This is a genomic window from Ensifer sp. ZNC0028 (genome assembly GCF_000799055.1).
GTDB lineage: Bacteria > Pseudomonadota > Alphaproteobacteria > Rhizobiales > Rhizobiaceae > Ensifer.
Window position 1 is genome coordinate 1 of sequence record NZ_JTLA01000106.1, and the last position, 26,585, is coordinate 26,585.

The following is a 26,585-nucleotide window of genomic DNA, read 5'->3' on the forward strand; positions in this document are numbered from 1 at the left end:
GGTCGCGCACACCCCGCCGATGCAGGCGCTGCTCGCCTCGATCGTCTCGGGCACGCTGGTCGATCCGTTCAGTCCGGCGGGATTGGCCGAATGCGACTGGCGGGCGGTGGGGGGCGGCTCAGACGAGCGCGGCCAAGCGGCCGCCCCGGCGATTTCCACCTGAGACGGCCGCGAATCCTGTATCAAGTCGATCCGGATGGCGGATGGAGTGTTTGATGACGGACGGCGTGGCGGCCATTCTCGTGCATGTGGCCGATACGCAGGCGGGGCTTGCCTGGTATCAGCGCGCATTTCCTGACGCTGAACGCCGGTTTCTTGCCGCCTTTGATTTTGCCTATCTGCGGATCGGCGCCATCGATCTCGAGATCGTTCAGGCCGACGAGAAGGTGGCGAGCGGGACTGCCGGTTCCGTCGTCTACTGGGCGGTCGCGGACCTCGATCGCGCGCTCACCCATTTCGATGCGCTCGGCGCGCCCCTCTATCGCGGGCCGATGGCGATCCAGGAGGGGCTTTGGATGTGCCAGGTGCGCGACCCCTGGGGTAATTGCATCGGCCTTCGCGGGCCGCGTCCGAGAGAGGGCGGCGTCGACAACGACGCGGCGCCCTGAAATGGCGACGCGGGTGGAGATCGTTGCCTATGATCCCAGCTGGCCGCAGCGCTACTCGGAGATCGCGCAGGAACTGCGGCGTGTCCTGGGTGCGCTGGTGATTGCCGTCGACCACATCGGCAGCACGGCCGTTCCCGGCATGCCGGCAAAGGCCGTCATCGATATCGACGTGACCGTGAGGGGGCTGTCCGACATTGCGGCTGCCAGTGCCTTGCTCGTTTCGGCCGGCTATCAGGCGCGCGGCAACCGCTACGACGACGATGTCTGGGCCTTCATGCTGCATGGGAGTGACCCGAAACAGCGGGTCTATCTCTGCCCGCCGGACAACGAGACCCATCGACGCCGCCTGGTCTTCCGCGACCATCTGCGCGGGCATGCAGACACCGCCTCGGCCTACGCGGCGCTGAAGGCGAACCTCGCCGAGGCCTATCGCCATGACGGCGATCGCTACACCACCGAGAAGACGCGCTTCGTCAACGCGATCGTCGAGCGCGAAGACCGGATGACGGGAGATCAGTCCGCCATGTCACAGACATCCATCACCTGCGAGATCCGCTACCGGCTGAAGCCGGGCGGCCTGGCGGAGTTCGAGGCCTATGCGCAGACCTGGATGACGCTGATTGAGCGGCACGGCGGGACGCATCACGGCTATTTCGTGCCGCGCGAAAAACCCGCAGGCGTCGGCGCCAGCTTTCCGGGGGTGGGCGAAGACGGCGCCGGCGACATCGCCGTCGCACTCTTCACCTTTCCGGACGAGGCGGCGTATCTGCGCTATCGCAGCGATGTCGCCGCCGATCCGGATGGCATTGCCGCCAATGCGCGATATGCCGACGACCCGCCGTTCGTGAGCTATGAGCGTGTCTTTCTGCGGCCGCTTGCGCGCAACCGCTAAATCATCCCCGAGGCTTGACCCGAATGAGTCATCCTCGGGGATATGAGGGCCGTGCCGAAGGAGTGGGTTTTGCCGTCCTTCGAGCATCAGCCTCCAAGGCCTGAGCGTTGCGCTCAAGCCGCTCGCGCTAGGCAGATACCCTCCAGCGCGAACGCAACCGCGGCTTCGGCGTGGATCGCGGTGGAATCGAAGCCCGGCAGCGGCAGGGCTCTGGGGTCGAGGGTCAGGCAGATTTCGGTGCAACCGAGGATGACAGCGTCCGCGCCTTGCGCTTCGGCCTTGTCGATCAATTCGATCAGCGCCCGGCGGGAGGAGCGCAGCACCTTGCCGGCGCAAAGCTCATCGAAGATGACATCGTGCACGAGCGTGCGGCCGTCTGCATCCGGCACCAGGATGTCGATGCCGTGGCTTCTCATGCGTTCGGCGTAAAAGCCGTGCTCCATGGTGTAGCGGGTGGCAAGCAGTAGTGGCCGGCGGCTGCCTGCAGCCTTCAGGCGCATGGCCGTCTCGTCGATGATGTTGATGAGGGGGATGTCGATCGCCGCCTGAACAGCGTCGGCGATCAGGTGCATGGTGTTGGTGCAGATCAGCACGCAGTCCGCACGGGCCGCTTGAAGGCCGCGGGCGACATCGGCAAGGCGCTTGGCGGCGTCTTCCCAGCGGCCGGCCTTCTGCAGGTCGACGATCGACTGGAAATCGACGGAATGCAGCAGCACCTCGGCCGAATGCAGCCCGCCCAGTTGCTCGCGGACGGCCTCGTTGACCATGCGGTAGTAGACTGCCGAGCTTTCGAAGCTCATGCCGCCGATAAGACCGATCTTGCGCATAACCATTCCTCTCTGTCCGCTTTTGCCGCCGTCCGTTGCGGCCGCCGTTTGATGGGAGGAACTATGCCGCACGGTCGGCGGCAATGGTTCGCTTTGATCGGATCGAAAGCGGTTTTTCGCGCGATCTGTTTGTGCATTCATGAGTAAATGTGCAAATATGAGGCGCGTGAGTTTCAGATCATGGGAGGGATCGGCGTGCTCGACGATAGAGACAGGAAGCTGCTCGCGCTGCTGCAGCAGGATGCAAGCGTGGCTGTTGGCGAACTGGCGGAGCGGGTGAACCTATCGCTTTCGGCCTGTTCGCGCCGCATCCAGCGGCTGGAGGAGGCGGGCTACATCGCCAGGCGCATCGTCGTGCTCGACCGCGAGCGCATGGGCGTGCCGACGACGGTCTTTGCGCTGATCAAGACGGCGCATCACTCGGACGAATGGATCGAGACCTTCCGCCGCGCGATCAGCGATATCCCCGAAATCGTCGAGGCCCATCGTCTGACGGGAAATCATGACTATATCGTCAAGGTCGTGCTGCCGCGTGTCGAGCATTACGACGTGGTCTACAAGCAGATCGTGCGCAAGGTCGAACTCTTCGACGTCTCCGCCTCGATCTCGATGGAAATCTTAAAGAGCGGCACGGCGGTGCCGGTCGATTATGCGGTGTGAGGCGAAATGACGAAGGATGCAGTGAGCCAGGCGGTCGGCGGCGAGGTTGCCGATGCGCTGGTGGTTGTCGATGTGCAGCGGGCCTTCATTGCCGGGCCGGAAGCCGTGCCCGGCCATGTCGACCTGCAGCGGGCCGTTGGCCTGCTCCTGGAGAATGCGCGTGCGGCCGGCGTGCCGGTGATCTTCCTGCAGAACGATGGGCCGAAGGGCGCTGTCGACGAACCGGAGACCGATGGCTGGCAGCTGTTCTTTCCCGCGAAGGCCGGGGAGGTGGTGGTGCGCAAGAGGAACGACGACGGCTTCGACGGCACCGACCTCGAAGACCAACTGAGGGCGCGCAAGATCGAGACGATCGCGATCTGCGGCATGCTTTCGGAGATGTGCCTGGCGGCGACGGCCCGCACGGCGATGGCGAAGGATTTCACCGTGATCCTCGCCAATGATGCGCACGCCACCTACGACGTGCCGCCCGGTCCCGGCCGCTCGCCGATGGTGCCGGCGCGGCTGGCCGCACGTGCGGCCGAATGGTCGCTCGGCGACGAGATCGTGCTCACGGATGCGGCGGAAGATATCACTTTCGTGGCTGCGTAAGTTTCCTCTCACCGGTTCACGATGTCGGCCAGTTGCAAGTCTGACAAGGCGCGTGGCGCTATAGGCCCGAAGCGCGCCTGATAGTCAGACGGCGCGATGCCCTTGCGGCGCTGAAAGGCGCGGCGCATGCGCTCGGCGTTGCCGAAGCCGAAGAGGAACGGGGCTTGCGAGACGGGCACGTCCCCGCGCTCTATCGCCTCGCAGGCCGCATCGACCCGCAGTTCCTCGACGAACTGCGCCGGGCTTGCGCCCACCTCTCGCGTAAACAGGCGGGAGAAACTCCGCTCGCTCATGCGCGCCATGTCCGCAAGCCGCGGCACGGAGAGGTCGGCTGCCAAATCGGCGCGGATCTCGGCCACCAGCGTATCGAAGCGGTCGCTTCGGCTCGTCATCTGCTGGTGCAAGGCGGCGCTGAACTGGCGCTGGCCGCCCGTGCGCCTGACGTAAAGCACCAGGGAACGCGCGAGCCGCAGGGCCTCGCTGCGGCCGAGGTCCTCTTCGACCATCGCCAGCGCCATGTCGATGCCGGCGGTGACGCCGGCTGAGGTCCAGACGCCACGATCTTCCTCAAAGATCGAATCCTCCCGCACATCGATCTCTGGGAAATCCTGCTGCAACTGGGCGCAATCCTCCCAATGGGTCGTTGCCCGCCGCCCATGGAGATGGCCGCCGCGTGCCAGAATGAACGCGCCGAGGCAGATGGAGCCGAGGCGCCGGCATCGGCCGGCCATGGCGGAAAGGAACGCCTGCAGTCCTTCCGAATTCGCCGCTTCCAGTGCGCTCTGCCCGCCCGAGACGAGCAGGGTGTCGGGCGGGGCGCAATCGGCAAAGGGGCTTGTGTCGAGCGCAACGCCAGTATCCGTTGCGACCGGTCCGCCGAACTCGGAGACCAGCGAGACCGCATAGGCCCGGGAACCCGACGCGGTGCGGGCGTCGTTGAAGACCTGCAGCGGGCCGGTCACGTCGATCAGCTTGGTGCGGTCGAAAAGCACGATCACGACGGTTCGCGCCGCTTTTTCGGGTTTGGCGTAAAACGAGGGCATATTGTCATTTATGCCAAAGGCTTTTCATGGGAGCAAGCGGGTCCATTATCCGTCACCCTTGGAGCCGACCATGCTGGAACTCAGACCGAACTGCGAACTGTGCGACCGCGACCTGCCGCCGGCCTCTCAGGATGCGCGCATCTGCTCTTACGAATGCACCTATTGCGCAAGCTGCGCGGAAACCGTGCTTCACAATGTCTGCCCGACCTGCGGCGGCGGATTTGCGCCAAGACCGATCCGGCCCCTGCGGTCATTTCGCCCGGAAAAGCGCCTTGGCCTCGGCTTTGATCCCGCCAGCGACATTCGCCGTCATTCGCCCTTCACGGCGGAGGATATTCAGGCGCATGTGGCGCGGATCCGGCATCTCGCGCCGAACGAGCGCTGACCGGAGCGGCGGCTTTCCGCGCCGTTCTTGACTTTTTGCAAGGGTGACATGAGGTGGTTGCGCTTGTGCTTGGCTGCCACAACCCCAATGTTGTGGCATGTCCAACGGAAGGCCAGTCGAAAGCCGACTGGGAAGAACATGCAGGACAGGCATCACGTGGTCGTCGTCGGTGGCGGGTTCGGCGGATTGCAGCTCGTCAAGGGGCTCGCCGGCGCACCGGTCAGGATCACGCTCATCGACCGCCGCAACCATCATCTTTTCCAGCCCTTGCTCTACCAGGTCGCAACGACGTTGATTGCGACCTCCGAGATCGCCTGGCCGATCCGCAGCCTTTGGCGCGACCGGCCGGAGGTGACGACGCTGCTTGGCGAGGTGAGCGATGTCGACGAGGGCGGAAAGGCCGTGGTGCTCCGGGACGGAAAGCGGATCGCCTATGACACGCTGGTGCTGGCGACCGGGGCGACGCATGCCTATTTCGGCCATGACGAATGGGAACCCTTCGCGCCCGGCCTGAAGACGCTGGAGGATGCGACGACGATCCGCCGCCGCGTGCTGCTCGCCTTCGAACGGGCGGAGCTCGAAGAGGATCCTGATCTTCGTGCAGCCCTCCTGACCTTCACCGTCATCGGTGCCGGCCCGACCGGCGTCGAGCTTGCCGGCATCATCGCCGAGATGGCGCACCGCACGTTGCCCGACGAATTCCGCCGCATCGACACCCGGCAGGCCCGTGTGATCCTGGTCGAAGCGGGGCCGCGCATTCTCGCCGCCTTCAGCGAGGATCTGTCTGCCTATGCGGTCAAGGAGCTTGAGCGCCTCGGCGTCGAGGTGCGCACCGGCACGCCTGTGACCTCCTGCACGGAGGAGGGCGTTGTTATCGGCGACGAATTCGTCGGCAGCCGCACGCTCGTCTGGGCCGCCGGTGTGCAGGCGTCGCCCGCTGCCCGCTGGGTGGATATCCCGGCCGACCGCGCCGGCCGTGCGATCGTCGGGACTGATCTCACCGCTCCCAACCATCCCGACGTCTTCGTCATCGGCGACACGGCTGCCGTTACCTATGACGGCGGCAAGCCGGTGCCGGGCATTGCGCCCGCCGCCAAGCAGCAGGGCGCCTATGTGGCCGACGTCATCCGCGCGCGGCTTTCAGGCGCCAAGCCTCCGGCTGATTTCCGCTATCGCCACCAGGGCAGCCTTGCCACCATCGGCCGGCGCGCCGCGATCATCGATTTCGGCCGCTTCAAGCTCAAGGGCGCGCTTGCCTGGTGGATCTGGGGCATCGCCCACATCTACTTCCTGATCGGCACCCGCAGCCGCTTCGCCGTCGCCTGGAGCTGGTTCTGGACTTATCTCAGCGGGCAGCACAGCGCCCGGCTGATCACTCAGAAAGAGACATTGAAGGAGAAGGGGTAGGGGAAGCCGACAGGTCGCTATGCGTTCGGGCACGGTCTTATTCTTCGCCAATGCGATCCAGTGCTTCTCCAATTATCTGGTTGGCTGGGTCCTGTTCGCTCCGCGCCTCCCAATGTGACGCCTGTTCTGGATCTTTCGGCACACCCAGGCCTTCGCGGTAGTGGTGTGCAAGAGACAATTGAGCGAGTGAGAACCCACCTTCTGCTGCCTTCCTAAGCCAGTGAACAGCGGCTTGGATATCTTGCTCGACACCGCGACCGGTCTCGTACGATTGGGAAACGGCATATTGTGCGCTGAGATCACCTTGATCAGCCGCGCGTTTGAACCACTGAAACGCCTTGGAGTAGTCTTGTTCCACTCCGCGACCATATGAATATAGGGATCCCACCATATTCTGTGCCGCAACATTGCCGCGCTCGGCCTCTGGCAGGGCGTGGCGATATGCGTCTCGATACTCCGCTCGCCTGAACGCTTCCGTCGCTTCGTTCATCCCGGCCGCTGCAAAGTCGCCACTAACCAGCCCCAGCCCAAAGAGCGTCGCGACTGTGAAGAACGCAATTGTCGGTGCTTTCCGGAAGGTTGGCATGCGGACAATCGTCCTATTTTGAACAGTGACTTCTGCGCGAGATACCCGTCGCCCGGGAAGCAGCAAAGCGACCGGCAACATCGGCTACGGACTACTTCTGCACCTTGACGATCAGGATCATCGGCCGGTCGACCTCTTCGGCCAGCGCCGGGATCTCGGCGATCTGTTCTTCCGTCGGCCGCCACTCCTGAACATGGCGGATCGCGAAGCCCACCGACATCAGCGTGTTCAGCGTCGTGCCGATCGTGCGGTGGTGCTTGATCACGCCTTTCGCGAGCCAGTTTGTCGTGCGCGGGCCTTCGGCTGAGTAGTGGTCGACCGGCCAGGTGCGCTCGCCATCGGTGATGCGCCAGCCGGGGTTGAGCGAGGCCATGTAGATCGGGTGCTCGATGGTGAAGACGAAATGGGCGCCGGGCGCAAGCGCCCGGTGGATGGTCGCGGCCAGCCGGCCGAAATCCTCGACATAGTGGAAGGCAAGCGAGCTGTAGGCGAAGTCGAAGCTTGCCTCGGGCAGGTCGAGCTGGTCGAGGTCGGCGATGCGGTAGTCGATCGCCGCATCTGACGTGTCGGCCTTGGCGCGGGCGATCATCTTCTCGGAGAGATCGAGCCCGAGCACGTGGGCGGCACCGGCCTCGCGGGCGTAACGCGAAAACCAACCATAGCCGCAGCCGAGATCGACGACGCGGTTGCCCGACAGATCAGGCAGGAGTGCGCGGATCGCCGGCCATTCCGCGGCACCCGCAAGACCGTGCACCGAGCGCCCGAGCTGGCTGTAACCCTCGAAGAATTCCGGACGATCATAGATGTTCTGGGCCATGGCGGTCTCCTTCTTCGGCAATGCGTGGCGCGAGTCGCTCGGCGCGTCGCGCGGCGCAGATGCCTGCGCGCGATAGGCCGCTCCGGCATCCAACGCCGTTCCCGCGGGAACAGCAAGCTGGCTTTGATCCTGCTCGAACGCGGCGGCATTTCAATGCGTCTTCGCGGCGATTTGTTAGGGTGCACGGCTCCGCAATGTCAAGTTGCGCTTGACGTGCAAGCTTTTGTTTTTGTTTTCTAGCGGTGTGCTAATGTACGATTCTCGTGGTCCAGTCCGATATGCGGAGGCGTAATGTCCGAAGCCATCCATCCTGCTGCCATTCATCATCTTCCAGGCTTTATCACGGCGCCCGGCCAGTCCGACTGGCTCCTCAATGCGGTCGCCGTGTTCCTGATCGTTTCGGTCTTCGCGCTCGGCACGATCTATCTCAGACTGCACTCCTTGCCGGAGCTCATGGCGCACAAGACCAACAAGATCCAGCTCGAGCTGGTGGCGGTTCTGGCGCTGTTGTCGCTGCTCACCCACAACAACATCCTTTGGGGCGCAGCGCTGCTGTTGGCGCTGATCGACCTTCCCGATTTTTCGTCGCCGCTGTCGTCGATCGCCGGCTCGCTGGAAAAGATTGCCGGCAAGGTGGTTGATCAACCTGCAGCCGCGGAACGGGCGGCGACGGAGGCGGATCCGGCTGCAACCGAGCCGCTGCCGCTGCCGCGCGCTTTGCCCGGCCACGCGTCACCCGATCAGCCGTCGACGGAAGGGAAGGCATAAGCCATGTTCGAGTTCATCCTTTGCTCGATGCTGACCATCCTGCCCGACTATCTCTTCCGCCGTTACGGTCAAGGGAAGCGCATCGGGCGCGAGATCACCATCTACTCCATGTGGTTCGAACTGCGCTGGGGCATCACCGCCTGCATCGTGCTGACGATCTCGCTGATTACCCTGATCTTCTACTTCCACCCGTCGACGAAAAACGTGACTGCGGCGTTCCGCACCGTCGCGGTGCTGCCGGAGACCAACGGGCGCGTGACCGAGATCTACGCCACGCGCTTTGAGAAGGTGAAGGCCGGCCAGCCGCTGTTCAAGCTCGACAGTTCCGAGGAAGAGGCGAAGGCCGAGGTCGCACGGCGCCAGATCGCCGAGGTCGACGCCGAGACGACCGTTGCCCGCACCGAACTTGTCGCCGCCGACGGCGTGATCGTCCAGGCGCAGGCCGCCGTGCAGCAGGCGCAGGACGAGTACGACACCCAGGTCGAGCTCAACAAGCTCAACCCCAATGTCGTTGCCCGTCGTGAGATCGAGCGCCGCCAGGTCAATCTCGAGGGGCGCAAGGGCGCGCTGACGGCCGCCCAGTCCAACAAGCAGACGCTGGAGACGAAGCTTTCCTCGCTGCTACCCTCGCAAAAGGCCAGCGCCGAGGCGGCGCTGAAGCAGGCGGAGGTCGATATCACCAAGACCACTGTGCGCGCAGGCGTGTCCGGCACGTTGCAGCAGTTTACGCTCCGGGTCGGCGAAATCGTCAACCCGCTCTTGAGGCCCGCCGGCGTGCTCGTTCCCGAAGACGCGGGCCGGGCACGACTGGTGGCCGGCTTCGGGCAGATCGAGGCGCAGGTGATGAAGGTGGGCATGATCGGGGAGGCGACCTGCGTCGGCAAGCCGTTCACCATCATCCCGCTTGTTGTCACCGAGGTGCAGGACGTGATCGCCGCCGGTCAGGTGCGCGCCAGCGACCAGCTGATCGACGTTGCGCAGATCTCGCAGCCAGGCACGCTGACCGTGGTGATGGAGCCACTTTACCCCGGCGTGCTCGACGACGTGCCGCCCGGAAGCAGCTGCATCGCCAATGCCTATACCAGCAACCACGAGGAACTGGACAAGCCCGGGATCAGCACGCTGCAATGGGTCTATCTGCATGGCGTCGATACCGTCGGCCTCGTGCATGCGGCGATCCTGCGCATCCAGGCGCTGATGCTGCCGGTGCAGACGCTGGTGCTCGGCGGACATTAAGCGACAAGCCAAACCGGCCGGGGTTCTCGATCCCGGCCGGTGCCTATTGCACGCAGACCTTGCCCTTCATGTGAGCCACGGCTTCTTTCAGCCTTGCCCGGTCGGTCTGCACATTCCCGCTCTTGTTCTTCTCCATCGGACCGATCCTCCAGCGCCAAAGCCCGCGCGGGCCGTCCTTGCTGTTGAAACGGTCGCATGCGCCGTCGAATTGCGATGCGAGGCAGCGCATCTTCGCGCCGGCAAAGATCGTCACGGCCCCATCGTCGGTCTTGCCCACCTCGACAGTTTCAAGGGCGGAGAAATCGACGGAGAACGTTCCCGCCCGAAAGACCGCAAGCGCCCCCGTGTCCGAAAGCTCTGCCCTGAAGCTGCAGGCCCCGGTGCGTTCGACGGTAATTCGCCCGATTTCGGCGCGCTGGGAGCCTTCCACCATGGCGATGGCCACCGTCAAAGGCTTTGCCGCCGGGGAGAAGGTCAAGGGGCCGGGCGGTGCCGGGGCATGCCGATCCAATCCGAACAGGAGATAGGTTGCGACGTCCTCCTCGGACATGGTCTCGAAGGAACCGGCTGCGCTCGGGGAGGCCAGGAGCATCAGGGCGAGGGCTGTGCAAAGACGGCTGATTTTCAAGAATGGCCTGCCGCAATCGTGACGGGAGCGCCCGGTTCGGGGCGCCATCTTCCGTTGCGTCTACACCTTGCTGCGATTTCTGGAAAGTCCCGACAATGCCAGTCGGTCAAGGACCCAAACGGGCCCCAAAAATGATTGAGCCCCCGTGGGGACGGAGGCTCAAGCGCGCAATTAAATTAATAAAGCAACTGCACTGCAATATAACCGCAAGCATGCATACTCTTCCGGGGATTGCATACTTCCGGGGCGCAATCGCAAGTACAGTGTGGCAAAACCGGCCGCTGAAAGCAATGGAATTTAGGGGGATTTTAATAGTCAATTTGGGTTACGGGAAAATCCCCAACTTATTCACCCGATAGGGCCAGGATTTTCCTGACAATAGCCCGCAGGGGCAAAGGCGGGATCCCGACACATTCTTTTAGGCGTCATCACTCCCGATCGACAGCGCCCAGGGCTCCCAGATTGCGTCGAGCACGGCGCCCTGGCGCCGATAGAAGCGCTTCGCATCGTCGTTGCTCGCAAGCACCGACCACTCGATACGCGGCGCGCCGATCGCCGCGGCGTGGCGTTTCAGCGCTGCGATCAACGCCGCGCCGGCGCCCAGGGAACGTGCTGTTTCATCGACGAAAAGCTCCTTCAGCACGAGCGTCGGCTTCAGGTCGTAGGTCCAGGGGATGACGTAGTGCACGGCGATGCCGACGACGCGGCCGTCAAGTTCGGCGACCAGCACGCCGAAGCGCGGGTTGTCGCCAAGTCCGTGCGCGATCAGATCGCCCTCGGTCACGCGGAAATCGTCGATGTAGCCTTCGAACACCGCAAGGTCGCGCATCAGTCGCAGCACGCAGGCGACGTCATCTCGTTCGAATGGGCGGACGATAAGGGGTGACGCGGTCATCGCGATACCTCGTGCAAAGGGGTTAGCGGGCCGGCGCGGGTTACAGAGGCCCGGTGAAGGGGCGATCCTACCGCATCATCGGCTGCAATCGCGATCGATTTCAGGCTGAAACCGACCGCGATCCAGAATGCTGCAGCGCCGTGCATCCGGTTAGGCGTGCGGCGCTGCAAAGGGCCTTCGGCGCCGGCTCAAGCGGCGAGCAGCGCCTGCGCTTCGCCGGGGGCAGCGCCGGTCGCAAAGGCGAGACCTTCGTCCTCCCAACCGGTGATGCCGCCGATCATGAGCTTCACCGGCCGGCCGAGGCGGGCGAGCTTGAGTGCGGCCTGGTCGGCGCCGTTGCAATGGGGACCGGCGCAGTAGACGACGAACAGGGTGTCTTGCGCCCATTCGGCCAAACGCTCGGCCGAAATCTGCCGGTGGGGCAGGTGGATCGCGCCCGGCACGTGGCGGCGGGCATAGGCCGCATCCGAGCCGACCACGTGCAGCAGCACGAAATCCTGATCGCCGCTCTTCAGCGCCTGGGCGACGTCGGAGCAATCGGTCTCGACGCTCAGGCGCCCGGCGAAATGGGCAATGGCGATCTCGGGGGATGCGGCGGGGATTTCGGTGACGGTGCTCATCTGGCTCTCCTTGGCTCGGTGCATGTTGACGAGGAGATGTGTAGCAGCGCTCGATCGGGGCTGGCAGTTGGCAACATTGCCATATATGCTCAAGATCATGCCAAAGTCGTTTTCCGCTTCTCAATCGCTCCAGAACCCGCTTGTCGTCGCGCTCGCCTATGACGGGCTCTGCACCTTCGAGTTCGGCGTCGCCGTCGAAATGTTCGGCTTGGCGCGGCCGGAAATGGGCGAGGGCTGGTATCGCTTCGCCGTCGCCTCGGTCGATCCGGGAGAACTCAGAGCCACCGGCGGCGTGCGCTTCGTCGCCGACGGCGGCATCGAGCTTTTGAGGCAGGCCGGTACGATCATCGTGCCCGGCTGGCGCGGCGCCGACCAGCCGGTGCCGGAAGCGGTGAGCGCGGCGCTGCGCGATGCCCACGCCCGCGGCGCGCGTGTGCTTTCCATCTGCTCCGGCGTCTTCGTGCTGGCGGCGGCTGGTCTGCTATCGGGCCGCCGGGCGACGACCCACTGGCGCTATACCGACAAGCTGAAGGCGCTCTATCCCGATATCGAGGTGGTGCCGGATGTACTTTACGTCGATGGCGGCCAGGTTCTGACCTCGGCGGGCAGTGCCGCCGGCATCGATCTCTGCCTGCATCTGATCCGCCGCGATTTCGGCAGCGAGGCTGCCAACCGCGTGGCCCGTCGTCTCGTCGTGCCGCCGCATCGCGACGGCGGCCAGGCGCAGTTTATCGAGCGGGCAGTGCCGGACGTGCACGAGAGCGCCAGGCTCGGGCCGCTGCTTGACCGGATGCGCGCGCGGCTCGGCGAGGATTTTTCGATTGCAGCGCTTTCAAAGGCTGCCGGCATGAGCGAACGCACCTTCCTGCGCCGCTTCGAGGCGGCGACCGGCACGACGCCGGCGCGCTGGCTCTTGTCAGAGCGGCTGTCGCGCGCCCGGCAATTGCTGGAGGAAACGGCACTCGGCATGGAGCAGGTGGCCGAGGCTTCCGGATTCGGCTCCACCCAGACGCTGCGCCACCACTTCCGACAGCAGCTTTCGACCACGCCCGCCGCCTATCGCGCCGCCTTCGGGCGGATGCCGGGTCCTGCACTGGCTGTAAAGGTCGCGGCGGAATAGCGCCGCCGCGCCTCGATTGCAGGCTTCAAGCCTCCGACAGGGCGGGCTCGCCGCCGTCCTTGCGGAAGAAGGAGCGGAAAAACACGGCGTCCGGCGCCGAAGCGACCACCCGGGCGATGATCGCGGTGGCGACGATGGCGAAAACCAGCCGGCCGAAGAAGACGCTGGCGAAATCCGCGCCCAGTGCCACGACCACCAGCGTGTCCTCGATCAGGCTGTGGCCGAAACCCATGAAGACGCAGGCGAGGAAGACCTGGCGCGGCTCGACCTTTGCCTCGCGCGCCTCGCGGATCAGAAGCGCGCCGCCATAGGAAATCCCGAGCAGCACGCCGACGGCGGTGAAGGGCACCGTTTGCGTCTGGATGCCGGCCAGACGGAAGAGCGGCGCCATGGCCCGGTTCAGCCAGCCGAGAATGCCGACAAGCTTCAGGATCTCGATCAGCCAGCTCAGCGAGAGCAGCACGACGAGCATGGTGGCAAGGGTCTTCAGCGTGCTCCACGCAAAACCGGTCCAGGTGGCCGTCTCGTTCGCCGGTATCCAGCTCGGCGCCAGCGGCGTCGAAAGCCAGCCGGTCAGCGCGAAGACCTGGTGGAGCAGCGCTGCGAAGACCAGGCCGCCGCCGATACGGATCAAGGCCGTGGCGAGAAAGCTCGGGCCGGCCTTCTGGATGATGCGCTGCTCGATCGGGATCGCGTGCGCTACCAGGATCAGCGCCGAAAACACCGTCATGTCGGCGGTCGTCAGCTCTGAGACCGGCACCAGCGTGAAGACGACCACCACGGCGCCCCAGATGCCGACGAGCAGGCCCGTCAACCAGGCAAAGGCAAACTCCGGCGGCAGGCCGACGATCGTCATCAGCGGCTCGAAAACCGGCGCGACGGCGCGGATGACGCCGAGTTCCTGCAGCACATGGGTAGCGATGGTGACGGGAACGATGATGCGCACCAGGTCCCAGTAGACTTCGAGCGTGGCGAGTGTCTTGCGGTAAAAAATGATCAGAACGGGCATGGCGGTCTCTCCTTGAATTTGTTGTCCAAGGACTAACGCGAGGCGCTTCGCAGTTGTGGTCAAAATATGCACTTTCGTGCAATAAAATTGCATGGGGCCGAAACGGGGATGAACATGGACAAGATCGACAGCAAGCTCTTGAGGCTCTTGCAGGTGGATGCCTCGCGCACCAATGCCGAGCTTGCAGCGGAAGTCGGCCTGTCGCCTTCGAGCTGCCTGCGCCGCATCCGGCGGCTTCATGAGGCGGGTGTCATCGACCGCATCGTCGCGGTTCTCAATCCGGCCAAGGCCGGTCGCACCATGAAGGCGATCATCACCGTCGAACTCGAGCGCCACGGCGAACAATATATCCGCCGCTTTCTCGACATGGCGGCCAGGGAGCCGGCGGTGGTCCAGGCCTATAGCGTCAGCGGCGAGACCGACGCCATTTTGATGCTGCGGCTGAAAGACATGGACGAGCTCGACGCCCTGACCGAGCGGCTGTTTCGAGAGGAAACCAACGTCGCGCGCTATTATACCGCCTTCGTGATCCGCACCGGCAAGGAGACGACGGAGATACCGGTGTGAGGGGCGCCGGACCACGCGGGCGAGCCGAAACGACAGGCGCTGGCGGGCTTGCCGGCATCCAAATCAAGTGCTTTCAACGAGATAGTCGCGCAATCTGCTCTTCAAACTCTCGACGACTTCAGGGTGGTCGAGGAAGTCAGCGATAGACATTACTGCCCATTGCTGGCCCTCGTCGCCAAACCGTATGGGCCCGAAGTCCTGTTCGAGCTTTCCGACAAGGAAGTAGCTTCCTGGGTCGGTTGCGATCCGTGCCGGATAGTATCGCGTCCACACGATCGACGCTGGATCAGGCAATTTGGCGACACTCGCAATGATTGTCGGTTGACCGGGGGCGTGACGAGACGTCTGCCCCCGGCGTGCACTGTTCGGTCGTCACTTCACCGCAGCATTCCCGCCATCGGCAAAGAGTGCGGCGCCCGAGACGAAGCTTGCCATCGGGCCGGACAGGAAGAGGGCGGCCTGGGCGATTTCTTCCGGCTGGGCGATGCGCTTCATGGCGTGCAGGCCGGCCGCCCATTCCTTGTTTTCCTTGCTGCCGGCCGCCGGCGTGTCGACGCCGCCGGGCAGGAGCGCATTGGCGCGGATGCCCTTTGCGCCATAGTCGGCCGTGATGCCCTTGACGAGGCCCATCAGGCCGGCCTTTGCCGCGCCATAGGCGGCCATGCCGGGAATACCGACGCTGGTGCCGACGAAAGTGGAGGTGAAGACCAGCGAGCCGCCATCGCGCTCAAGCATCGCCGGGATCTGGTGGCGGGCGCCGAGGAAGGCGGAGGTGAGGTTGGTGGCAAGCGATTGCTGCCATTCCTCAAGCGTGATCTCGGCGACCGGCTTCATGACGTTGACGGCGCCGGCATTGTTGACGGCAATGTCGAGGCCGCCGAAGTGCTTGAGCGCCGCTTCCACCAGCCGGATATGGGTGTCTTCCGCGGTGACGTCGCCGCCAACCGCGACCGCTTCGCCACCGTCCTTTCGGATCGCTTCGACGACGGTGTCGAGCTGTTCTTCGCCGCGAGCGTTGGCGACGATCTTCGCGCCCTCGGCGGCAAAGAGCCTCGCGACCGCGCGGCCGATGCCGGAGGACGCACCGGTGACGATCACGATCTTGTCTTGCAGCATGGTCATGGACTTTTCCCTTCTCTTGATTGAGGCGCCCTGACTACTGCCGGCGGGCATCAGCGCCCACCCGATTTCCGATCGGTGATTGTGACGGCGCAGATTTTCAATCGCACCGGCGGCATAGCCCGGGTCGACAAGGATGGGGGGAAGGATGCTGAAGACCGGGAGCGGCAGCTGCCATTGCGGCGCAGTGCGGATCGAAGTGGCTGAGATCCGCCATGTGCGGCACCCAGACTGTACTAATCGCAGCCGCCCAATTTTTCACCGGGCGGCTTTTCCAATCTGGCAAGCGCGGCCGTGGCCGCCCCGTACCGGTTTGTCACCCGAGCAGGGTCACTTCTTTTTGTTGAGCGCGCTCTCGCTATTCTTTACCTGCGAGCCAAGGGCTGGCGCCGCCGATTTCTCGACCTTGTCCTTCTTCGGCTTGCGAACCTCTTTGTTGCTGCGAACCTGACCTTTAGCCATCACCTAGACTCCTCTGGTTGATGGACGAGAAATACCCGCTTTCACCCCACTATCCAAGGGCGCGCCAGGGCTGCTAATCCCGCATGCCTGAATAGGGAGCCGGACCTCGGGCCCGGTTCCCCCGATGTCTCAACTTGTGCCCTCAGGAGGATAGAGGTTGCGATGTCATGCACCCCGCTCGTCAGCGCTCTTCGGTCTAACAATCCTCAAGATGCTTTCGGCAGGCCCCGAAGTTCAGCGGATCGGCTGGCCGCCCGGTGTTCGTCATCCGTGCACACGAGGCGCTCGCGGGAGTAGCCGGACGTTTGGGTGCTGCCGGCGTCCGGGCCATGGTTGATGCAGCCAACCAGAAACCCGAGATCGCCAGAGTGCAGCGCGCATGCATGCGGCGCCTGCCAGCTTCGAACCGCTTAGTCCTTGTCCGGCGCAGTCGACATATCGCGCAAGACGGCCTCGGCCGCGACTTCGGCATTGCGTCTCGAGCCCGAGATGGTTCCGGATTTGACGATCTGCTTGCCATCGAGCAGCAACTGCCAGTTCCACGTGTTCAGGCCGCGTCCCTGGATGCGGAGTTTCAATCTATCGGGATCGTACTTCGTCACTTCTTGCTCCTTTGACGGACTTTGACAGACCAATGGCCAAACCAAAACTAAACGATGAGGTCAAGTGCTACATCGTTCAGGCTCCGGCATGCTTCGACAGCCCGTCTGTCGTCGCTAGGCCCTAAAAGGGGTTTAGGGCTTGATGTCGGGCTGTCCAAGCGCAGCCGTCGTCTTCAGGGCGGCGAGCGTTTCGCGCAGGGCCCGGTCGAGCCGCTTGTCGCTTCGAAGCACCAGGGCGAAACGGCGGAAGAGCGTTGGGCTGACGGGTCGCACCACCAGGCGTTCCCGGTCGCCGGGCCGAAGGGCGATTTCAGGGACCAGGGCCGAGCCGAGGCCGACGGCGACCATTTCCTTGATCGCGTCGACGCTGCCGAGCGCCATCACCGGCTTGACGGCCGTGCCTGAGGTGGCCAGCCATTCGTCGGTGATCCTTCGCGTATTGGCGCCGGGCTCGTAGAGGATCAGCGGCCGTTCAGCGAGCATCGCGGGCGTGACGGTATCGGGCAGAACGGTTCCGAGCGGCGCAATCGCCACGAAGCGCTCGTCGAAGAGCGGGGTGATGTCGAAGATGCGGCCGGAGACGGGCAGGCTGACGAGGCCGATGTCGAGGACGTTCTCGTCAACCGCGCGGACGATGTCGGCGCTGTTGCCCGTCGTCACGGTGATGTCGAGATCGGGAAAGCGACGCTTGAGGTCGGCCAGGAGCGGCGGCAGCAGGAAGGCGCAAGGGGTGGCGCCGGTGCCGAGCCGGACGCGGCCGAGCACGCCCTTGGCGTGGCGGGCGACGGCCTCGATCGCCCGGCTGGTGGCAGCCTCGATGCTGCCGGCATGGGCCAGCAGTTCCTCGCCGGCCGCACTCGGCCGCGCCCTGCGGCCGACCCGTTCGACCAGTCGCACGCCGAGCTGTCTTTCCAGTACCCGCACCTGCAGGCTGACCGCCGGCTGGGTCAGGCCCAGGCGCTCGGCGGCGGCCGAAAAGCTGCCGAGTTCGGCGACCAGCGCCAAGGTTTTGAGATAGTCGAGATCAAGCGCACTCATGCTCGGGTTTCTCTTGTTATCAAAGTTTCTCTTATGCGTGGAATAGGAATGCTAAGCTTCTTTTAGGAGATGTCGAGGCGCAGATTGTGTCCATGGTTGGAAACGAAACATGGATGTTCGACATGATCCGGGAACTCGGTCTTTATCTCGTTGCCTCGCCGCGCTCGCGGTACTGGCAATTGCAGCACCTGCGCGACCTCGATGCGGAGCGGCTTGCCGATATCGGCCTGACGGAGGCGGAGGCGAAGCTTGGACGGCGCAAGGCCGCGCCGCCACCGGTGCGCGAAGGGTCCATGGCCGTCCGGCATGCGGAAGCTGCGCGGGCAGGTGCGATGTAGCGGTTTCAGCCCGCGCACGGCCTCAAGCGGCCCGCGCGCCTTCCCCGGTCTCAAGCGCCGGGGTTGCCGTCGCAAGTGCGTCTCGCCTCAAGCCGGCTTCAGGTCCCAGCTTTCGATCGCAAGGCCTGGCCAAAGGGCGCGCCACCGTTCAACTTTGCGCTCGTAGATTGCGCGGGTGATCTGGCTCCTGTTGGCGCGCACGATCGGTGCGAGCAGGTCCGCAAGGCCGAAAGGGGCGCAGATCTCCAATCCGTCCCGGGACGGGCGAAGGCCGACAGCGGTTGCCGTCGTCGGAAATGTCGCGATCGCGTCTCGCGTCGATCGATAGGGCCTGATCGGCGCGCCGAACTTTTCTTCGTACCAGAGGTGGACGCGCGCTTCGTTCTTGACGTCGATCCGCACGGGCAGGTCTACAAACAGGCCTTCGATCCGCTTCGCATGCGCCGCCTCCACCTCTTCCGAGAGGTCGTCACCGTCAAAATAGACGATGTCGATATCGCCGATGCCGTGCGTCGGCGGGAGGGCGAAGGCATGGTTCCAGACAGTCTGCGCAACCGCGCCGGCCGCCAGCCATGCGTCGGGCAGGGCAATCCGGTCCCAGCGATCGAGGATCGGAGCCACGAGTGGGCTCTGCTGGACGATGGTCTGCAGGTCCGTCATGGCATCTGTATCCGCATGAAGCCCTGGAGCATGGGCTCCGTCGGCGGTCGCGCGGCGCCCGCGGCGATCCATAGAGGATTACCAAAACACTCGATCCGCCCGCCCGAAACGACGATGCCGTCGCCATCGTTGCAGGCAAGGATCGGTCGCGGCGTCGACAGGCTGTAGCGCAGAAGCGCGGGCAGGTAGCCGTCGTCGTCGCCGAGATGCGGGAAGAACTCGAAGGGCGTGAGATCGAGTGCAGCGCCGTCTTCGATGTCCTCGGGCCGTTCACCGATGAAGAGCGCGTCGGTCGCGATCGTCGGGGCCATGAGAATGGCGCCGGCGCTGACGCCGATGAGGATGCCGCCGGACCGTGCCCAGTCGCTGAGCGGCCCGAGCATGCCGCTTCGCTTCAGCCGTTCGAGAAAGCCGCCGGTGTGACCGCCTGCCAGGTGAATGGCGTCTGAGGCGAAGAGCGCTGCAATGTCGTCTGCCGAATGCGGTTCGTCCAGATCGAAGAACAGCGCGAGTTCGAGACCCAGCCTGCCGTAATAGGCCTGCCCGGCGAGGAAGAAGTCGCGGTCCGGTTCCGGGCCGGAGGCGACATAGGCGATGCGGTTACCGGCGCCGCGTGCCGCCATCATCTCCACAAGTCTGAGGTCGATCGCCGCGCAGGCGGGGACGATCTGGTCGCTGTAGAGGACGAGGTTGAGCATGTCTTTCCTGTCGTGACGAAGGGCTAAAGCCCGGTTCGCCCGGGCTAGCCTGCGATCGCCTTCACCCGGCGGCCGTAACGCCAGATCCCGAGCCAGCTGAAATAGTTGACCAGAAGGGACAGGCAAAGCCAGAGCAGACTGGTGAGGTCATCGCCGCCTTCGAACTGACCGGCAAATCGCACGACGCTGATCAGCGACAGGCCGCCGAGAAGGATGCCGAGCAGCCAGCTGTAGGGCCGCCAGAACCCGAAGGGGGGGACCTGCAGGTTAAAGGCGTAAGCGACGAGGCCGATCGCCGTTGCCAGCGCCATGACCAGGCTGATGCCGCCGAGGATCTTGATCCCGTATGCCATCTCGTCCCACAGGCCCAGAAGCAGCGTCGCGCCTATGACCAGACCGAAGGCGAGGCTGAGCACGTAGAAAATTGCAAATGCCTTCCACATCGCGAATCATCCTGTATCTGCGTTGGTGGCAGCTTCGGCGGTGATGGGCGCCTTGTCCATCGTTCGGCGGGACAGGTCGTCGCAAGGCCAAGCGGCCTGCGTGCCGCCGCTAGGCCATGGAGGCCGGTTGCTGCGCTATGCGGCGGTCATAGCGCCAGACGCCCAGCCAGCCGAAATAGTTGAGAAGGAGCAGGAACAGCAAACCGAAGGAGGCCGACAGCAGGCCTTCGTCTCCGGGCTGGGGGCTGGTAATGAGCGTGACGAGATCCCAGGCATCGGCCAGCGACGTGTAGAGACACCAGCAGGCGAGAACCCAGCTGAATGGCCGCCAGAATGACAAGGGCGGGACCCTCAGGTCGAAGGCGTAGGCAAAGACGCCTATCATGGCCGCAAATTCCACGGCCAGGACCGCATAGAACAGGGCCCGGTCGGCGGACGACAGCTGCACGGCGATTTCAGGGGGTAGCGTGACGAAAGCCAGTGACAGCAGGAAAACGAAAATCAGCCCGTAAAGAACGGCAAACACCTTCCACATCGCGACACGTATCTCCCAACCGGAATGCTTCCTCCGTCCTCAGCAGGAACGGGGTTTTGCCGCAGGATTCGCACCAGCGTGAAGTAGATCCCGCAACGCCTGCCTCTACCGCGCTTGCGCCGGTTGCTGCACCATGCGCTGCCCATAGCGCCAGACGCCGAGCCAGCTGAAATAGTTGAGAGCCAGGCCGAGGACCAGCCAGATCAGGTTCGTGACACCAACGTCGCTTCCGGCCGGGATGGTGGCGAACATCTGTGCGAACCGCACGACGCTGAGCAGCGACACCAGCAGCTGATAGATGCCGATGAGCCAGCTCAGCGGCCGCCAGAGCCCATAGGGTGGGGCATTCAGGTTGAAGGCGTAGGCGACGAGCCCGACGGCGGTCAACAACACCATCACGAAGGCCACGGAAGCCAGGCCAAGGCCGATAGTTGACATCGGCACTGACCGGCCCGCCATGATGTAGCCGCCAAGCAGAACGCCGAACGTCGCCAACAGGCAGTAAAAAACGGCAAACGCCTTCCACATCGCGAATCATCCCCCGAGCGTGCAGTGCCTGCTATCTTGGGTCGTGTCGCGACACTTGTCTACCGTCTGACGGGCAGGAACGTCGCTCTTGCCTAGTCCGCACTCAGCGCCACCGCCGGCTGCAGGCGCGAGGCGTTGCGGGCGGGCAGGAAGCCGAAGACGAGGCCGGTCAGGAAGGCGCAGGCAAAGGCGAGCGCCACCGGGCCGACGGTGAAGGAAACGGGCATGCCGAACTGGCCGGCGAGCGCGCCGGTGCCGAGACCGAGCGCGACGCCGAGCGTGCCGCCGATCGCCGAGACGACCAGCGCTTCTATGATGAACTGCAAGAGGATATCGCGCTGGCGGGCGCCGGTCGCCATGCGCACGCCGATCTCGCGGGTGCGCTCGCTGACGGAGACGAGCATGATGTTCATGACGCCGATGCCGCCGACGAGCAGCGAGATCGCGGCCACCGAGGCGAGGAACAGCTTCAGCGTGTTCGAGGTCTCGGTGAAGGCTTCGCGCACGGAGGACATGTTGGTGATCTGCGTGTCCTGGCGCTTGTGGCGCTGGTCGAGCAGCGCCTGGATCGTCTGCTGGGTGATGTCGATCGCCGAGCCGTCCTTCACCTGAACGGTGATGGTGCGGATGTTGCGCTGGCCGAAGAGGCGGATGCTGCCGGTCGAAAGCGGCACCAGCACCACGTCGTCCTGGTCGTTGCCGAAGGAGGTGGCGCCCATCTCCGCCATCACGCCGATCACCTGGAAGGGGATCTTGTTGACCAGCACATATTGGCCGATCGGGTTGTCGCCATCGGGGAAGAGTGTTTTCACCACCGTCTGGCCGAGCACGGCGACCGGCGCATAGGTCTCCATGTCGTTCTGATTGATGAACTCGCCCTTGGCGATCTTCCAGGATTTTGCCGTCGTAAACTGCGGCACGGTGCCGTTTGCGGTCGTCTGGTAGTCGACATTGCCGCGGCGAAGGGTGACGGAGCTCGTCATCTCCGGCACGGCGAAGGCGACGTTCGGCACCTCCAGGATCGCGTCCGCGTCAGCTGGTACCAGCGTCACGTTGCTTCCGCCGGCGCTGCCGCGGAAATTCGCCATGCTCGGGCGCACAACGAGCAGGTCCGAGCCCATCGACGAGATGCGGCTCAGGACGGAATCCTGCGCGCCGGTGCCGATGGCGAGCATCGCGACAACCGAGCCGACGCCGATGACGATGCCGAGCAGGGTCAGGATGGTGCGGAAGAGATTGGCCTTCAGCGCCCGGAACGCCATCTTGACCGCTTCGGTGACGTCGGCGATCGCGGCCGAGCCTTCGCTGACATGGCGGGCGAGGGCGGCAGCCCCCTCGGCATTCACCCGGGCCTTCTTGGCGCGATCGGCGACGATGCGGCCGTCATGGATCTCGATCAGTCGGTCGGCCTGTTCGGCGACCTCGCGCGAGTGGGTGATGACGATCACCGTGTGGCCTTGCTCGTTCATGTCGCGCAACAGCGCCATCACGTCGGAGCCGCTCTGGCTGTCGAGCGCGCCGGTCGGCTCGTCGGCAAGGATCACCCGGCCGCCGTTCATCAGCGCGCGGGCGATGGAGACGCGTTGCTGCTGGCCGCCGGACAGCTGGCCCGGCCGGTGGTCGAGGCGTTCGCCAAGCTTCAGCGCCTCCAACAGAGCCTCGGCGCGGTCGTGCCGGTCGCGCGCCGACATGCCGGCATAGACGGCGGGTACCTCGACGTTTTCCTTGGCGCTTGCCGTCGGGATGAGGTTGTAGCTCTGGAAGACGAAGCCGAAGGTGCGGCGGCGAAGGGCTGCGAGCTCGTCGCTGTCGAGGGTCGCGACGCTTTCGCCGTCGATCAGGTAGTCGCCGCCGGTCGGCTGGTCGAGGCAGCCGAGAATGTTCATCAGCGTCGACTTGCCGGAGCCGGACTGGCCGACGATCGCCACGAACTCGCCGGCCTCGATATCGAGCGACAGGCCATGCAGCACCTCGACGGCGAGGTCGCCGTTGAAATAGGTCTTGCTGACGTGCTTGAGCGAGATGAGCGGGGTCATGGCCAGTCTCTAAGCCCTGATCAGAACATCGGCGGCATGCGCATGCCGCGCTGGTTTCTGTTGTCGCGGGTGTTGCCGCTGCCGGTCGATCCGGTGCTGACGACGACCTTCTCGCCCTCTTCGAGGCCGCTCTTGATCTCGGCGCTGACGCGGTTGCGAATGCCGACTTCGACGTCGCGGGTTTCGAGCGCGCCGGAGGCGGTAACGACCGTCACCTGCGCCTTGCGGGGCTCGCTTCCGGTTCCGTTCCTTTGGCCGTCGCGCCGGCTGCTGCCCTGGCCGGTTGCATCTCCGGTACCCTTGGCCTGGTGGCTCAGGGCGCCGCTCGGCACGATCAGCACATCCTTGGCGGCGGCCTGCACGAAGAACACCTGGGCGCTCATCGACATCATCAGCTCGCCTTCGGGATTGGGCACGTCGAAGAGCGCGTAATAAAGCACGACGTTGTTGGCGGTGTCGGGCATCGGCTGGATCTGGCGAAGCTTGCCGGCAAAATGTTTGCCGGGTTGGCCGAGCAGGGTGAAATAGGCATCCATGCCGACCTTCAGCCGGGTAACATCGGCCTCCGATACCTGCGCCTTCACCGTCATGGTCGAAAGATCGGCGATGGTGACGATGGTCGGCGTCGTCTGGTTGGCGTTCAGCGTCTGGCCGGCCTTGGCCGGGTTGGCGACAATGGTGCCCGAGATCGGGGCATAGATCTTGGTGTAACCGAGATCGACCTTGTCGCCGGCAAGGGTCGCCTGCTGCTTGCGGATCTGCGCCTCGATGGCGTTGACGTCGGCTTCGGCGGCGGCGAGATCGGCAATCGCCTGGTCGAGCGTGGACTGCGCCACGCTCCGGGTATCGACGAGGTTGCGCTGCCGCTCGATATTGGCCTGTTTCAAAACCAGCTGCGCCCTCTTGGAAATCAGCTGCGCCTGGAGGTTGGCAAGCTCCGCCTGGTCGATCTCGATGCGGTTTTCGATCGTGGCTGGATCGATCTCGGCGACGAGCTGATTTTGCGTGACCGTGTCGCCGATCGCCACATGCAGCGCCTTCAGCTGGCCGGAGACCTGAGCGCCGGCATCGACGGAATTGACCGCGTCGAGCGTACCAACGGCGGTGACGCTGTTTTCCATGTCGCCGCGTGTCACCACCTCGGTCACCATTGCGGTCGAGGCCGGGTTTTCGCCGTAACGCGTCCAGCCGTAATAGCCGGCGCCGGCGACGGCGAGGATGACCGGCAGCCACAGCCAGGACCGCGCGCGGCGTTTGCGCTTCACCGTCTTCACCGCACCGGGAATAAAGGTGACGTTGGGCGCCGCATCGTCGCGGGGCGTGGTGTCGGCTCGCGCCGTCTTGGCTGTCTTGTTCATCGCTTGCGCCTAACCGGCATCGCCGATGCCAAAAATGGATAGGTTCAAAAATAGAAGCGAATGGACGCGGCGAAAAGCATTGAGATCATTATATTTTCGTAATCTTCGCCATCTGCATGGCAAGAGAAAGGCGCCCGCCGCTGCGGACGCCCCAGTTTTCAACGGGAAATGACGGGTCTGTCAGCCCCGTGCCGCAATCAGCTCGGCGACGTCGACGACTGCGCCGTGGTGGTCGGCAAGGCCGGCAAGTTCGGCCTCATGCAGGGCGCGGGCGGAGATGGTGCCGCTTGCCGAAGGCAGGTCGCGGGTGGTGCAGGCATCGGCGGCGATGGTGATGCCGTAGCCGAGATCCTTGGCGGCGCGGGCGGTGGAGGAGACGCAATTGTGGGTCATGAAGCCGGCGAAGATGACCGGCGTGCCGGCCGGACCCACGACTTCGGCAAGGTTGGTATCCGAAAAGCCGTTCGGCCGCGTCTTTTCGACCACCGTTTCTCCGGGCAGCGGCGTCAGCGCATCGACGATCGCGCCGCGATGCGCCGTCCTGTCGAACATGCCTCCGGCGGCTCCCCTATGAGCGACATGGATGACCTTCGTGCCGGCGGCACGGGCGGCGACCAGCAGCTGGCGCGCCTTTTCGATCGCCGCTTCCGGCTCGACGAGCCGCACCGGGCCGGCCAGATATTCGTTCTGGTAGTCGATCAGGACCAGCGTCGCCTGCCCAAGCGGAGGCGGGGCGAGCGTGACGCCGGCAAGCGTGAAGAGGGTTGCAGCGGGGGCGGAATCGGACATCGGAAGGCTCCTTGTTTTCAAGCGCGCGAGGGTCGAAATGGGTTCGTGGAAGGCGGGTCGGTGGACGTCGGCCCTGGCCGGGTGTTGGCTCCGGGGCCACGGCCCCTGGGTTTGGTTCGTCGAAGCGGTCTGTCTATGGGCTTGATCTTAGCGGCTGCGCCAGCGCAGAGTGATCCGAAATTTTCGGAGGCGGATCTGCATGAATGCAGGGTCATGGGCGGATCTCGAACTGCTCGATCATCTGGTACGCGGCGCGACGCTCAGCCAGGCGGCGCGCTCGCTCGGCGTCGACCAGACGACGGTGTCGCGAAGGCTTGCGGCGCTGGAGCGCCGGGTGGGGGCCGCACTCTTCGACCGCATCGATGGCCGGCTGACGCCGACGCCGGTGCTTTCCCCTGTTGTCGAGCGCCTCAGGACGATCTCTGAGGAGGCCTCGCTGTCGCTGGCGACCTTGTTGCGGACCACGGCGGAACTCAAAGGCCAGGTACGGGTGACGAGCATCGGCTTCGTCCTCAGCGCCATTCTGGCGCCGTCGCTGGCCCGCCTGGAACAGCGTCATCCGGGCCTGACGCTCGATCTCGTTGCCGACAACCAGATGCTGAGCATCGAGCGGCGCGAGGCCGACATCGCCATCCGCATGGCGCGCGCCGGCGAGGACAGCGTGCGGGTGAAAAGCCTCGGCACGCTGCGTTTCCGGCTGTTCCGGCCCAAGGGCCAGGGGGCAGGGCCTTGCCCGGTCGTGCGCTATGGCTCGACCCTGGCGCATGTGCCGGAAATGCAAGCACTCGACCGGCTGCGCCCGGATGCCCGCGTGGCGCTGACCGCCGACAAGCTGGAGATCCTGATGGAGGCCGCCCTTGCGCTCGGCGCCGAACTGATGCTGCCGGAGGTTTCGGCAAGGCGCGACCCGCGCTTCGAGGCCGTGGACGAACCGGATGCCACCGCCGAGCGTCCGGTCTACCTGATGATGCACCCGGAGCGCGCACGCGTGCCGAGCGTGGCGGCAGTGGCCGCCTTCATCGAGGAGACGATGCGGGGGTGGCGGTAGGAGGGGCGTCGAGACGTGCACTCTGCTTTGAGCGGTGCGCAAGTCTCGCCCCTCACCCTAGCCCTCTCCCCGCAGGCGGGGAGAGGGGACGCGGCCGAAAGCCGGCTTCTCAATTGGGGTCGCTGCCGGCGAACATTTGATGCCGAACCATGGACTGCTCCGCCGGGAAGCGATGATGCATGTTGAAGGCTCGATGTTCCTGCAGTGGGCGGTCGCGGCGTTCTCCCTTCTCCCTGCCTGCGGGGAGAAGGTGCCGGCAGGCGGGTGAGGGG

The 26,585-nt window shown here is 64.6% G+C and carries 32 protein-coding genes and 1 pseudogene; 13 read left to right on the plus strand and 20 right to left on the minus strand.

What is annotated here, in order from left to right:
* The first annotated feature begins 215 nt into the window (after positions 1 to 215).
* Positions 216 to 608 carry a glyoxalase/bleomycin resistance/dioxygenase family protein gene (locus L981_RS24525; RefSeq protein WP_043622455.1) on the plus strand — a complete coding sequence of 131 codons (393 nt, stop codon included), beginning with the start codon at positions 216 to 218 and terminating at the stop codon, positions 606 to 608.
* 1 nt (position 609) lies between these two features.
* Entirely contained in the window at positions 610 to 1,500 is an 891-nt protein-coding gene (locus L981_RS36075; protein ID WP_082006146.1) for a GrpB family protein, read from the plus strand.
* A gap of 113 nt (positions 1,501 to 1,613) precedes the next feature.
* Here the strand turns inward: L981_RS36075 and L981_RS24535 are convergent, their stop codons facing one another.
* Entirely contained in the window at positions 1,614 to 2,333 is a 720-nt protein-coding gene (locus L981_RS24535; protein ID WP_082006147.1) for an aspartate/glutamate racemase family protein, read from the minus strand.
* A 189-nt stretch (positions 2,334 to 2,522) separates the two neighbouring features.
* On the opposite strand from L981_RS24535, the gene L981_RS24540 reads away from it, so the two are divergent.
* Positions 2,523 to 2,987 (plus strand): Lrp/AsnC family transcriptional regulator, encoded by a 465-nt coding sequence (locus L981_RS24540; protein WP_043622517.1) that lies wholly within the window; start codon positions 2,523 to 2,525, stop codon positions 2,985 to 2,987.
* Positions 2,988 to 2,993: 6 nt separating this feature from the next.
* Positions 2,994 to 3,578 (plus strand): isochorismatase family protein, encoded by a 585-nt coding sequence (locus L981_RS24545; protein WP_052201999.1) that lies wholly within the window; start codon positions 2,994 to 2,996, stop codon positions 3,576 to 3,578.
* Positions 3,579 to 3,586: 8 nt separating this feature from the next.
* Here the strand turns inward: L981_RS24545 and L981_RS24550 are convergent, their stop codons facing one another.
* Positions 3,587 to 4,621 carry a GlxA family transcriptional regulator gene (locus L981_RS24550; protein ID WP_043622462.1) on the minus strand — a complete coding sequence of 345 codons (1,035 nt, stop codon included), beginning with the start codon at positions 4,619 to 4,621 and terminating at the stop codon, positions 3,587 to 3,589.
* A gap of 70 nt (positions 4,622 to 4,691) precedes the next feature.
* On the opposite strand from L981_RS24550, the gene L981_RS24555 reads away from it, so the two are divergent.
* The gene (locus L981_RS24555) at positions 4,692 to 5,006 is read left to right on the plus strand and encodes a DUF1272 domain-containing protein (protein ID WP_043622523.1); all 315 of its coding nucleotides are present in this window, start codon (positions 4,692 to 4,694) and stop codon (positions 5,004 to 5,006) included.
* A gap of 138 nt (positions 5,007 to 5,144) precedes the next feature.
* Positions 5,145 to 6,413, plus strand: a complete 1,269-nt coding sequence (locus L981_RS24560) for an NAD(P)/FAD-dependent oxidoreductase (protein WP_043622465.1) — start codon at positions 5,145 to 5,147, stop codon at positions 6,411 to 6,413.
* 37 nt (positions 6,414 to 6,450) lie between these two features.
* Here L981_RS24560 and L981_RS33440 read toward each other — a convergent pair whose 3' ends face one another.
* Positions 6,451 to 6,999 carry a tetratricopeptide repeat protein gene (locus L981_RS33440; protein ID WP_052202000.1) on the minus strand — a complete coding sequence of 183 codons (549 nt, stop codon included), beginning with the start codon at positions 6,997 to 6,999 and terminating at the stop codon, positions 6,451 to 6,453.
* A 91-nt stretch (positions 7,000 to 7,090) separates the two neighbouring features.
* A complete protein-coding gene (locus L981_RS24570; protein WP_043622529.1) occupies positions 7,091 to 7,816 on the minus strand; it encodes a bifunctional 2-polyprenyl-6-hydroxyphenol methylase/3-demethylubiquinol 3-O-methyltransferase UbiG in 726 nt (241 codons plus the stop codon).
* A 291-nt stretch (positions 7,817 to 8,107) separates the two neighbouring features.
* On the opposite strand from L981_RS24570, the gene L981_RS24575 reads away from it, so the two are divergent.
* Positions 8,108 to 8,584, plus strand: a complete 477-nt coding sequence (locus L981_RS24575) for a hypothetical protein (protein WP_043622470.1) — start codon at positions 8,108 to 8,110, stop codon at positions 8,582 to 8,584.
* A 3-nt stretch (positions 8,585 to 8,587) separates the two neighbouring features.
* Positions 8,588 to 9,820, plus strand: a complete 1,233-nt coding sequence (locus tag L981_RS24580) for an HlyD family secretion protein (protein WP_043622471.1) — start codon at positions 8,588 to 8,590, stop codon at positions 9,818 to 9,820.
* A 43-nt stretch (positions 9,821 to 9,863) separates the two neighbouring features.
* Here the strand turns inward: L981_RS24580 and L981_RS24585 are convergent, their stop codons facing one another.
* The 3 genes from L981_RS24585 to L981_RS24595 all read right to left on the minus strand — a co-directional run bounded on the left by L981_RS24585 (position 9,864) and on the right by L981_RS24595 (position 11,963).
* Positions 9,864 to 10,265: a hypothetical protein gene (locus tag L981_RS24585; RefSeq protein ID WP_156134221.1), complete on the minus strand. Its 402-nt coding sequence runs from the start codon at positions 10,263 to 10,265 to the stop codon at positions 9,864 to 9,866.
* A 601-nt stretch (positions 10,266 to 10,866) separates the two neighbouring features.
* The gene (locus L981_RS24590; protein WP_043622477.1) at positions 10,867 to 11,343 is read right to left on the minus strand and encodes a GNAT family N-acetyltransferase; all 477 of its coding nucleotides are present in this window, start codon (positions 11,341 to 11,343) and stop codon (positions 10,867 to 10,869) included.
* A gap of 188 nt (positions 11,344 to 11,531) precedes the next feature.
* Entirely contained in the window at positions 11,532 to 11,963 is a 432-nt protein-coding gene (locus tag L981_RS24595; RefSeq protein WP_082006149.1) for a rhodanese-like domain-containing protein, read from the minus strand.
* A gap of 85 nt (positions 11,964 to 12,048) precedes the next feature.
* Here L981_RS24595 and ftrA point away from each other — a divergent pair, with 85 nt between their 5' ends.
* Entirely contained in the window at positions 12,049 to 13,083 is a 1,035-nt protein-coding gene (ftrA, locus tag L981_RS24600) for a transcriptional regulator FtrA (RefSeq protein ID WP_371258908.1), read from the plus strand.
* A 25-nt stretch (positions 13,084 to 13,108) separates the two neighbouring features.
* Here the strand turns inward: ftrA and L981_RS24605 are convergent, their stop codons facing one another.
* Positions 13,109 to 14,092 carry a nucleoside recognition domain-containing protein gene (locus tag L981_RS24605; RefSeq protein WP_043622479.1) on the minus strand — a complete coding sequence of 328 codons (984 nt, stop codon included), beginning with the start codon at positions 14,090 to 14,092 and terminating at the stop codon, positions 13,109 to 13,111.
* 114 nt (positions 14,093 to 14,206) lie between these two features.
* Between L981_RS24605 and L981_RS24610 the strand changes: the two genes are divergently transcribed.
* Positions 14,207 to 14,659 carry an Lrp/AsnC family transcriptional regulator gene (locus L981_RS24610; RefSeq protein WP_043622538.1) on the plus strand — a complete coding sequence of 151 codons (453 nt, stop codon included), beginning with the start codon at positions 14,207 to 14,209 and terminating at the stop codon, positions 14,657 to 14,659.
* A gap of 372 nt (positions 14,660 to 15,031) precedes the next feature.
* On the opposite strand, the gene L981_RS24620 is transcribed toward L981_RS24610, so the two are convergent.
* The 3 genes from L981_RS24620 to L981_RS34710 form a co-directional block, all read right to left on the minus strand.
* A complete protein-coding gene (locus L981_RS24620) occupies positions 15,032 to 15,781 on the minus strand; it encodes an SDR family oxidoreductase (protein ID WP_043622481.1) in 750 nt (249 codons plus the stop codon).
* Positions 15,782 to 16,108: 327 nt separating this feature from the next.
* Positions 16,109 to 16,240: a hypothetical protein gene (locus tag L981_RS35845; protein WP_256364293.1), complete on the minus strand. Its 132-nt coding sequence runs from the start codon at positions 16,238 to 16,240 to the stop codon at positions 16,109 to 16,111.
* A gap of 410 nt (positions 16,241 to 16,650) precedes the next feature.
* On the minus strand, positions 16,651 to 16,842 hold the full coding sequence (locus L981_RS34710) for a hypothetical protein (protein WP_156134222.1): 192 nt from the start codon (positions 16,840 to 16,842) through the stop codon (positions 16,651 to 16,653).
* Between the two features lie 32 nt (positions 16,843 to 16,874).
* Here L981_RS34710 and L981_RS34715 point away from each other — a divergent pair.
* A pseudogene (locus tag L981_RS34715) lies at positions 16,875 to 16,958 on the plus strand (DUF2280 domain-containing protein); the annotation flags it as partial.
* Between the two features lie 16 nt (positions 16,959 to 16,974).
* Here L981_RS34715 and L981_RS24625 read toward each other — a convergent pair.
* Positions 16,975 to 17,880, minus strand: coding sequence for a LysR family transcriptional regulator (locus tag L981_RS24625; RefSeq protein ID WP_043622484.1), 906 nt, complete (start codon positions 17,878 to 17,880; stop codon positions 16,975 to 16,977).
* Between the two features lie 113 nt (positions 17,881 to 17,993).
* On the opposite strand from L981_RS24625, the gene L981_RS24630 reads away from it, so the two are divergent.
* The gene (locus L981_RS24630; RefSeq protein WP_043622487.1) at positions 17,994 to 18,218 is read left to right on the plus strand and encodes a DUF1127 domain-containing protein; all 225 of its coding nucleotides are present in this window, start codon (positions 17,994 to 17,996) and stop codon (positions 18,216 to 18,218) included.
* An 87-nt stretch (positions 18,219 to 18,305) separates the two neighbouring features.
* Here L981_RS24630 and L981_RS24635 read toward each other — a convergent pair whose 3' ends face one another.
* From L981_RS24635 to L981_RS24670, 8 genes are all read right to left on the minus strand, one after another.
* Positions 18,306 to 18,878, minus strand: a complete 573-nt coding sequence (locus tag L981_RS24635; protein ID WP_043622490.1) for a nucleotidyltransferase family protein — start codon at positions 18,876 to 18,878, stop codon at positions 18,306 to 18,308.
* On the minus strand, positions 18,875 to 19,576 hold the full coding sequence (locus L981_RS24640; protein ID WP_052202003.1) for a Type 1 glutamine amidotransferase-like domain-containing protein: 702 nt from the start codon (positions 19,574 to 19,576) through the stop codon (positions 18,875 to 18,877). Before L981_RS24640 ends, L981_RS24635 begins: the two co-directional genes overlap by 4 nt.
* 44 nt (positions 19,577 to 19,620) lie before the next feature.
* Entirely contained in the window at positions 19,621 to 20,019 is a 399-nt protein-coding gene (locus L981_RS24645) for a hypothetical protein (protein WP_043622493.1), read from the minus strand.
* Positions 20,020 to 20,128: 109 nt separating this feature from the next.
* Positions 20,129 to 20,554, minus strand: coding sequence for a hypothetical protein (locus L981_RS24650; protein ID WP_043622496.1), 426 nt, complete (start codon positions 20,552 to 20,554; stop codon positions 20,129 to 20,131).
* Between the two features lie 105 nt (positions 20,555 to 20,659).
* Positions 20,660 to 21,082, minus strand: a complete 423-nt coding sequence (locus L981_RS24655) for a hypothetical protein (RefSeq protein ID WP_043622499.1) — start codon at positions 21,080 to 21,082, stop codon at positions 20,660 to 20,662.
* A gap of 92 nt (positions 21,083 to 21,174) precedes the next feature.
* Positions 21,175 to 23,118, minus strand: coding sequence for a MacB family efflux pump subunit (locus L981_RS24660; RefSeq protein WP_043622502.1), 1,944 nt, complete (start codon positions 23,116 to 23,118; stop codon positions 21,175 to 21,177).
* 20 nt (positions 23,119 to 23,138) lie between these two features.
* Complete coding sequence (locus tag L981_RS24665) at positions 23,139 to 24,476, minus strand: efflux RND transporter periplasmic adaptor subunit (RefSeq protein ID WP_043622505.1); 1,338 nt, start codon at positions 24,474 to 24,476, stop codon at positions 23,139 to 23,141.
* A gap of 180 nt (positions 24,477 to 24,656) precedes the next feature.
* Positions 24,657 to 25,265 carry a cysteine hydrolase family protein gene (locus tag L981_RS24670; RefSeq protein WP_043622508.1) on the minus strand — a complete coding sequence of 203 codons (609 nt, stop codon included), beginning with the start codon at positions 25,263 to 25,265 and terminating at the stop codon, positions 24,657 to 24,659.
* 199 nt (positions 25,266 to 25,464) lie between these two features.
* Between L981_RS24670 and L981_RS24675 the strand changes: the two genes are divergently transcribed.
* Positions 25,465 to 26,313, plus strand: a complete 849-nt coding sequence (locus tag L981_RS24675; protein WP_043622511.1) for a LysR family transcriptional regulator — start codon at positions 25,465 to 25,467, stop codon at positions 26,311 to 26,313.
* Positions 26,314 to 26,585: the final 272 nt, after the last annotated feature.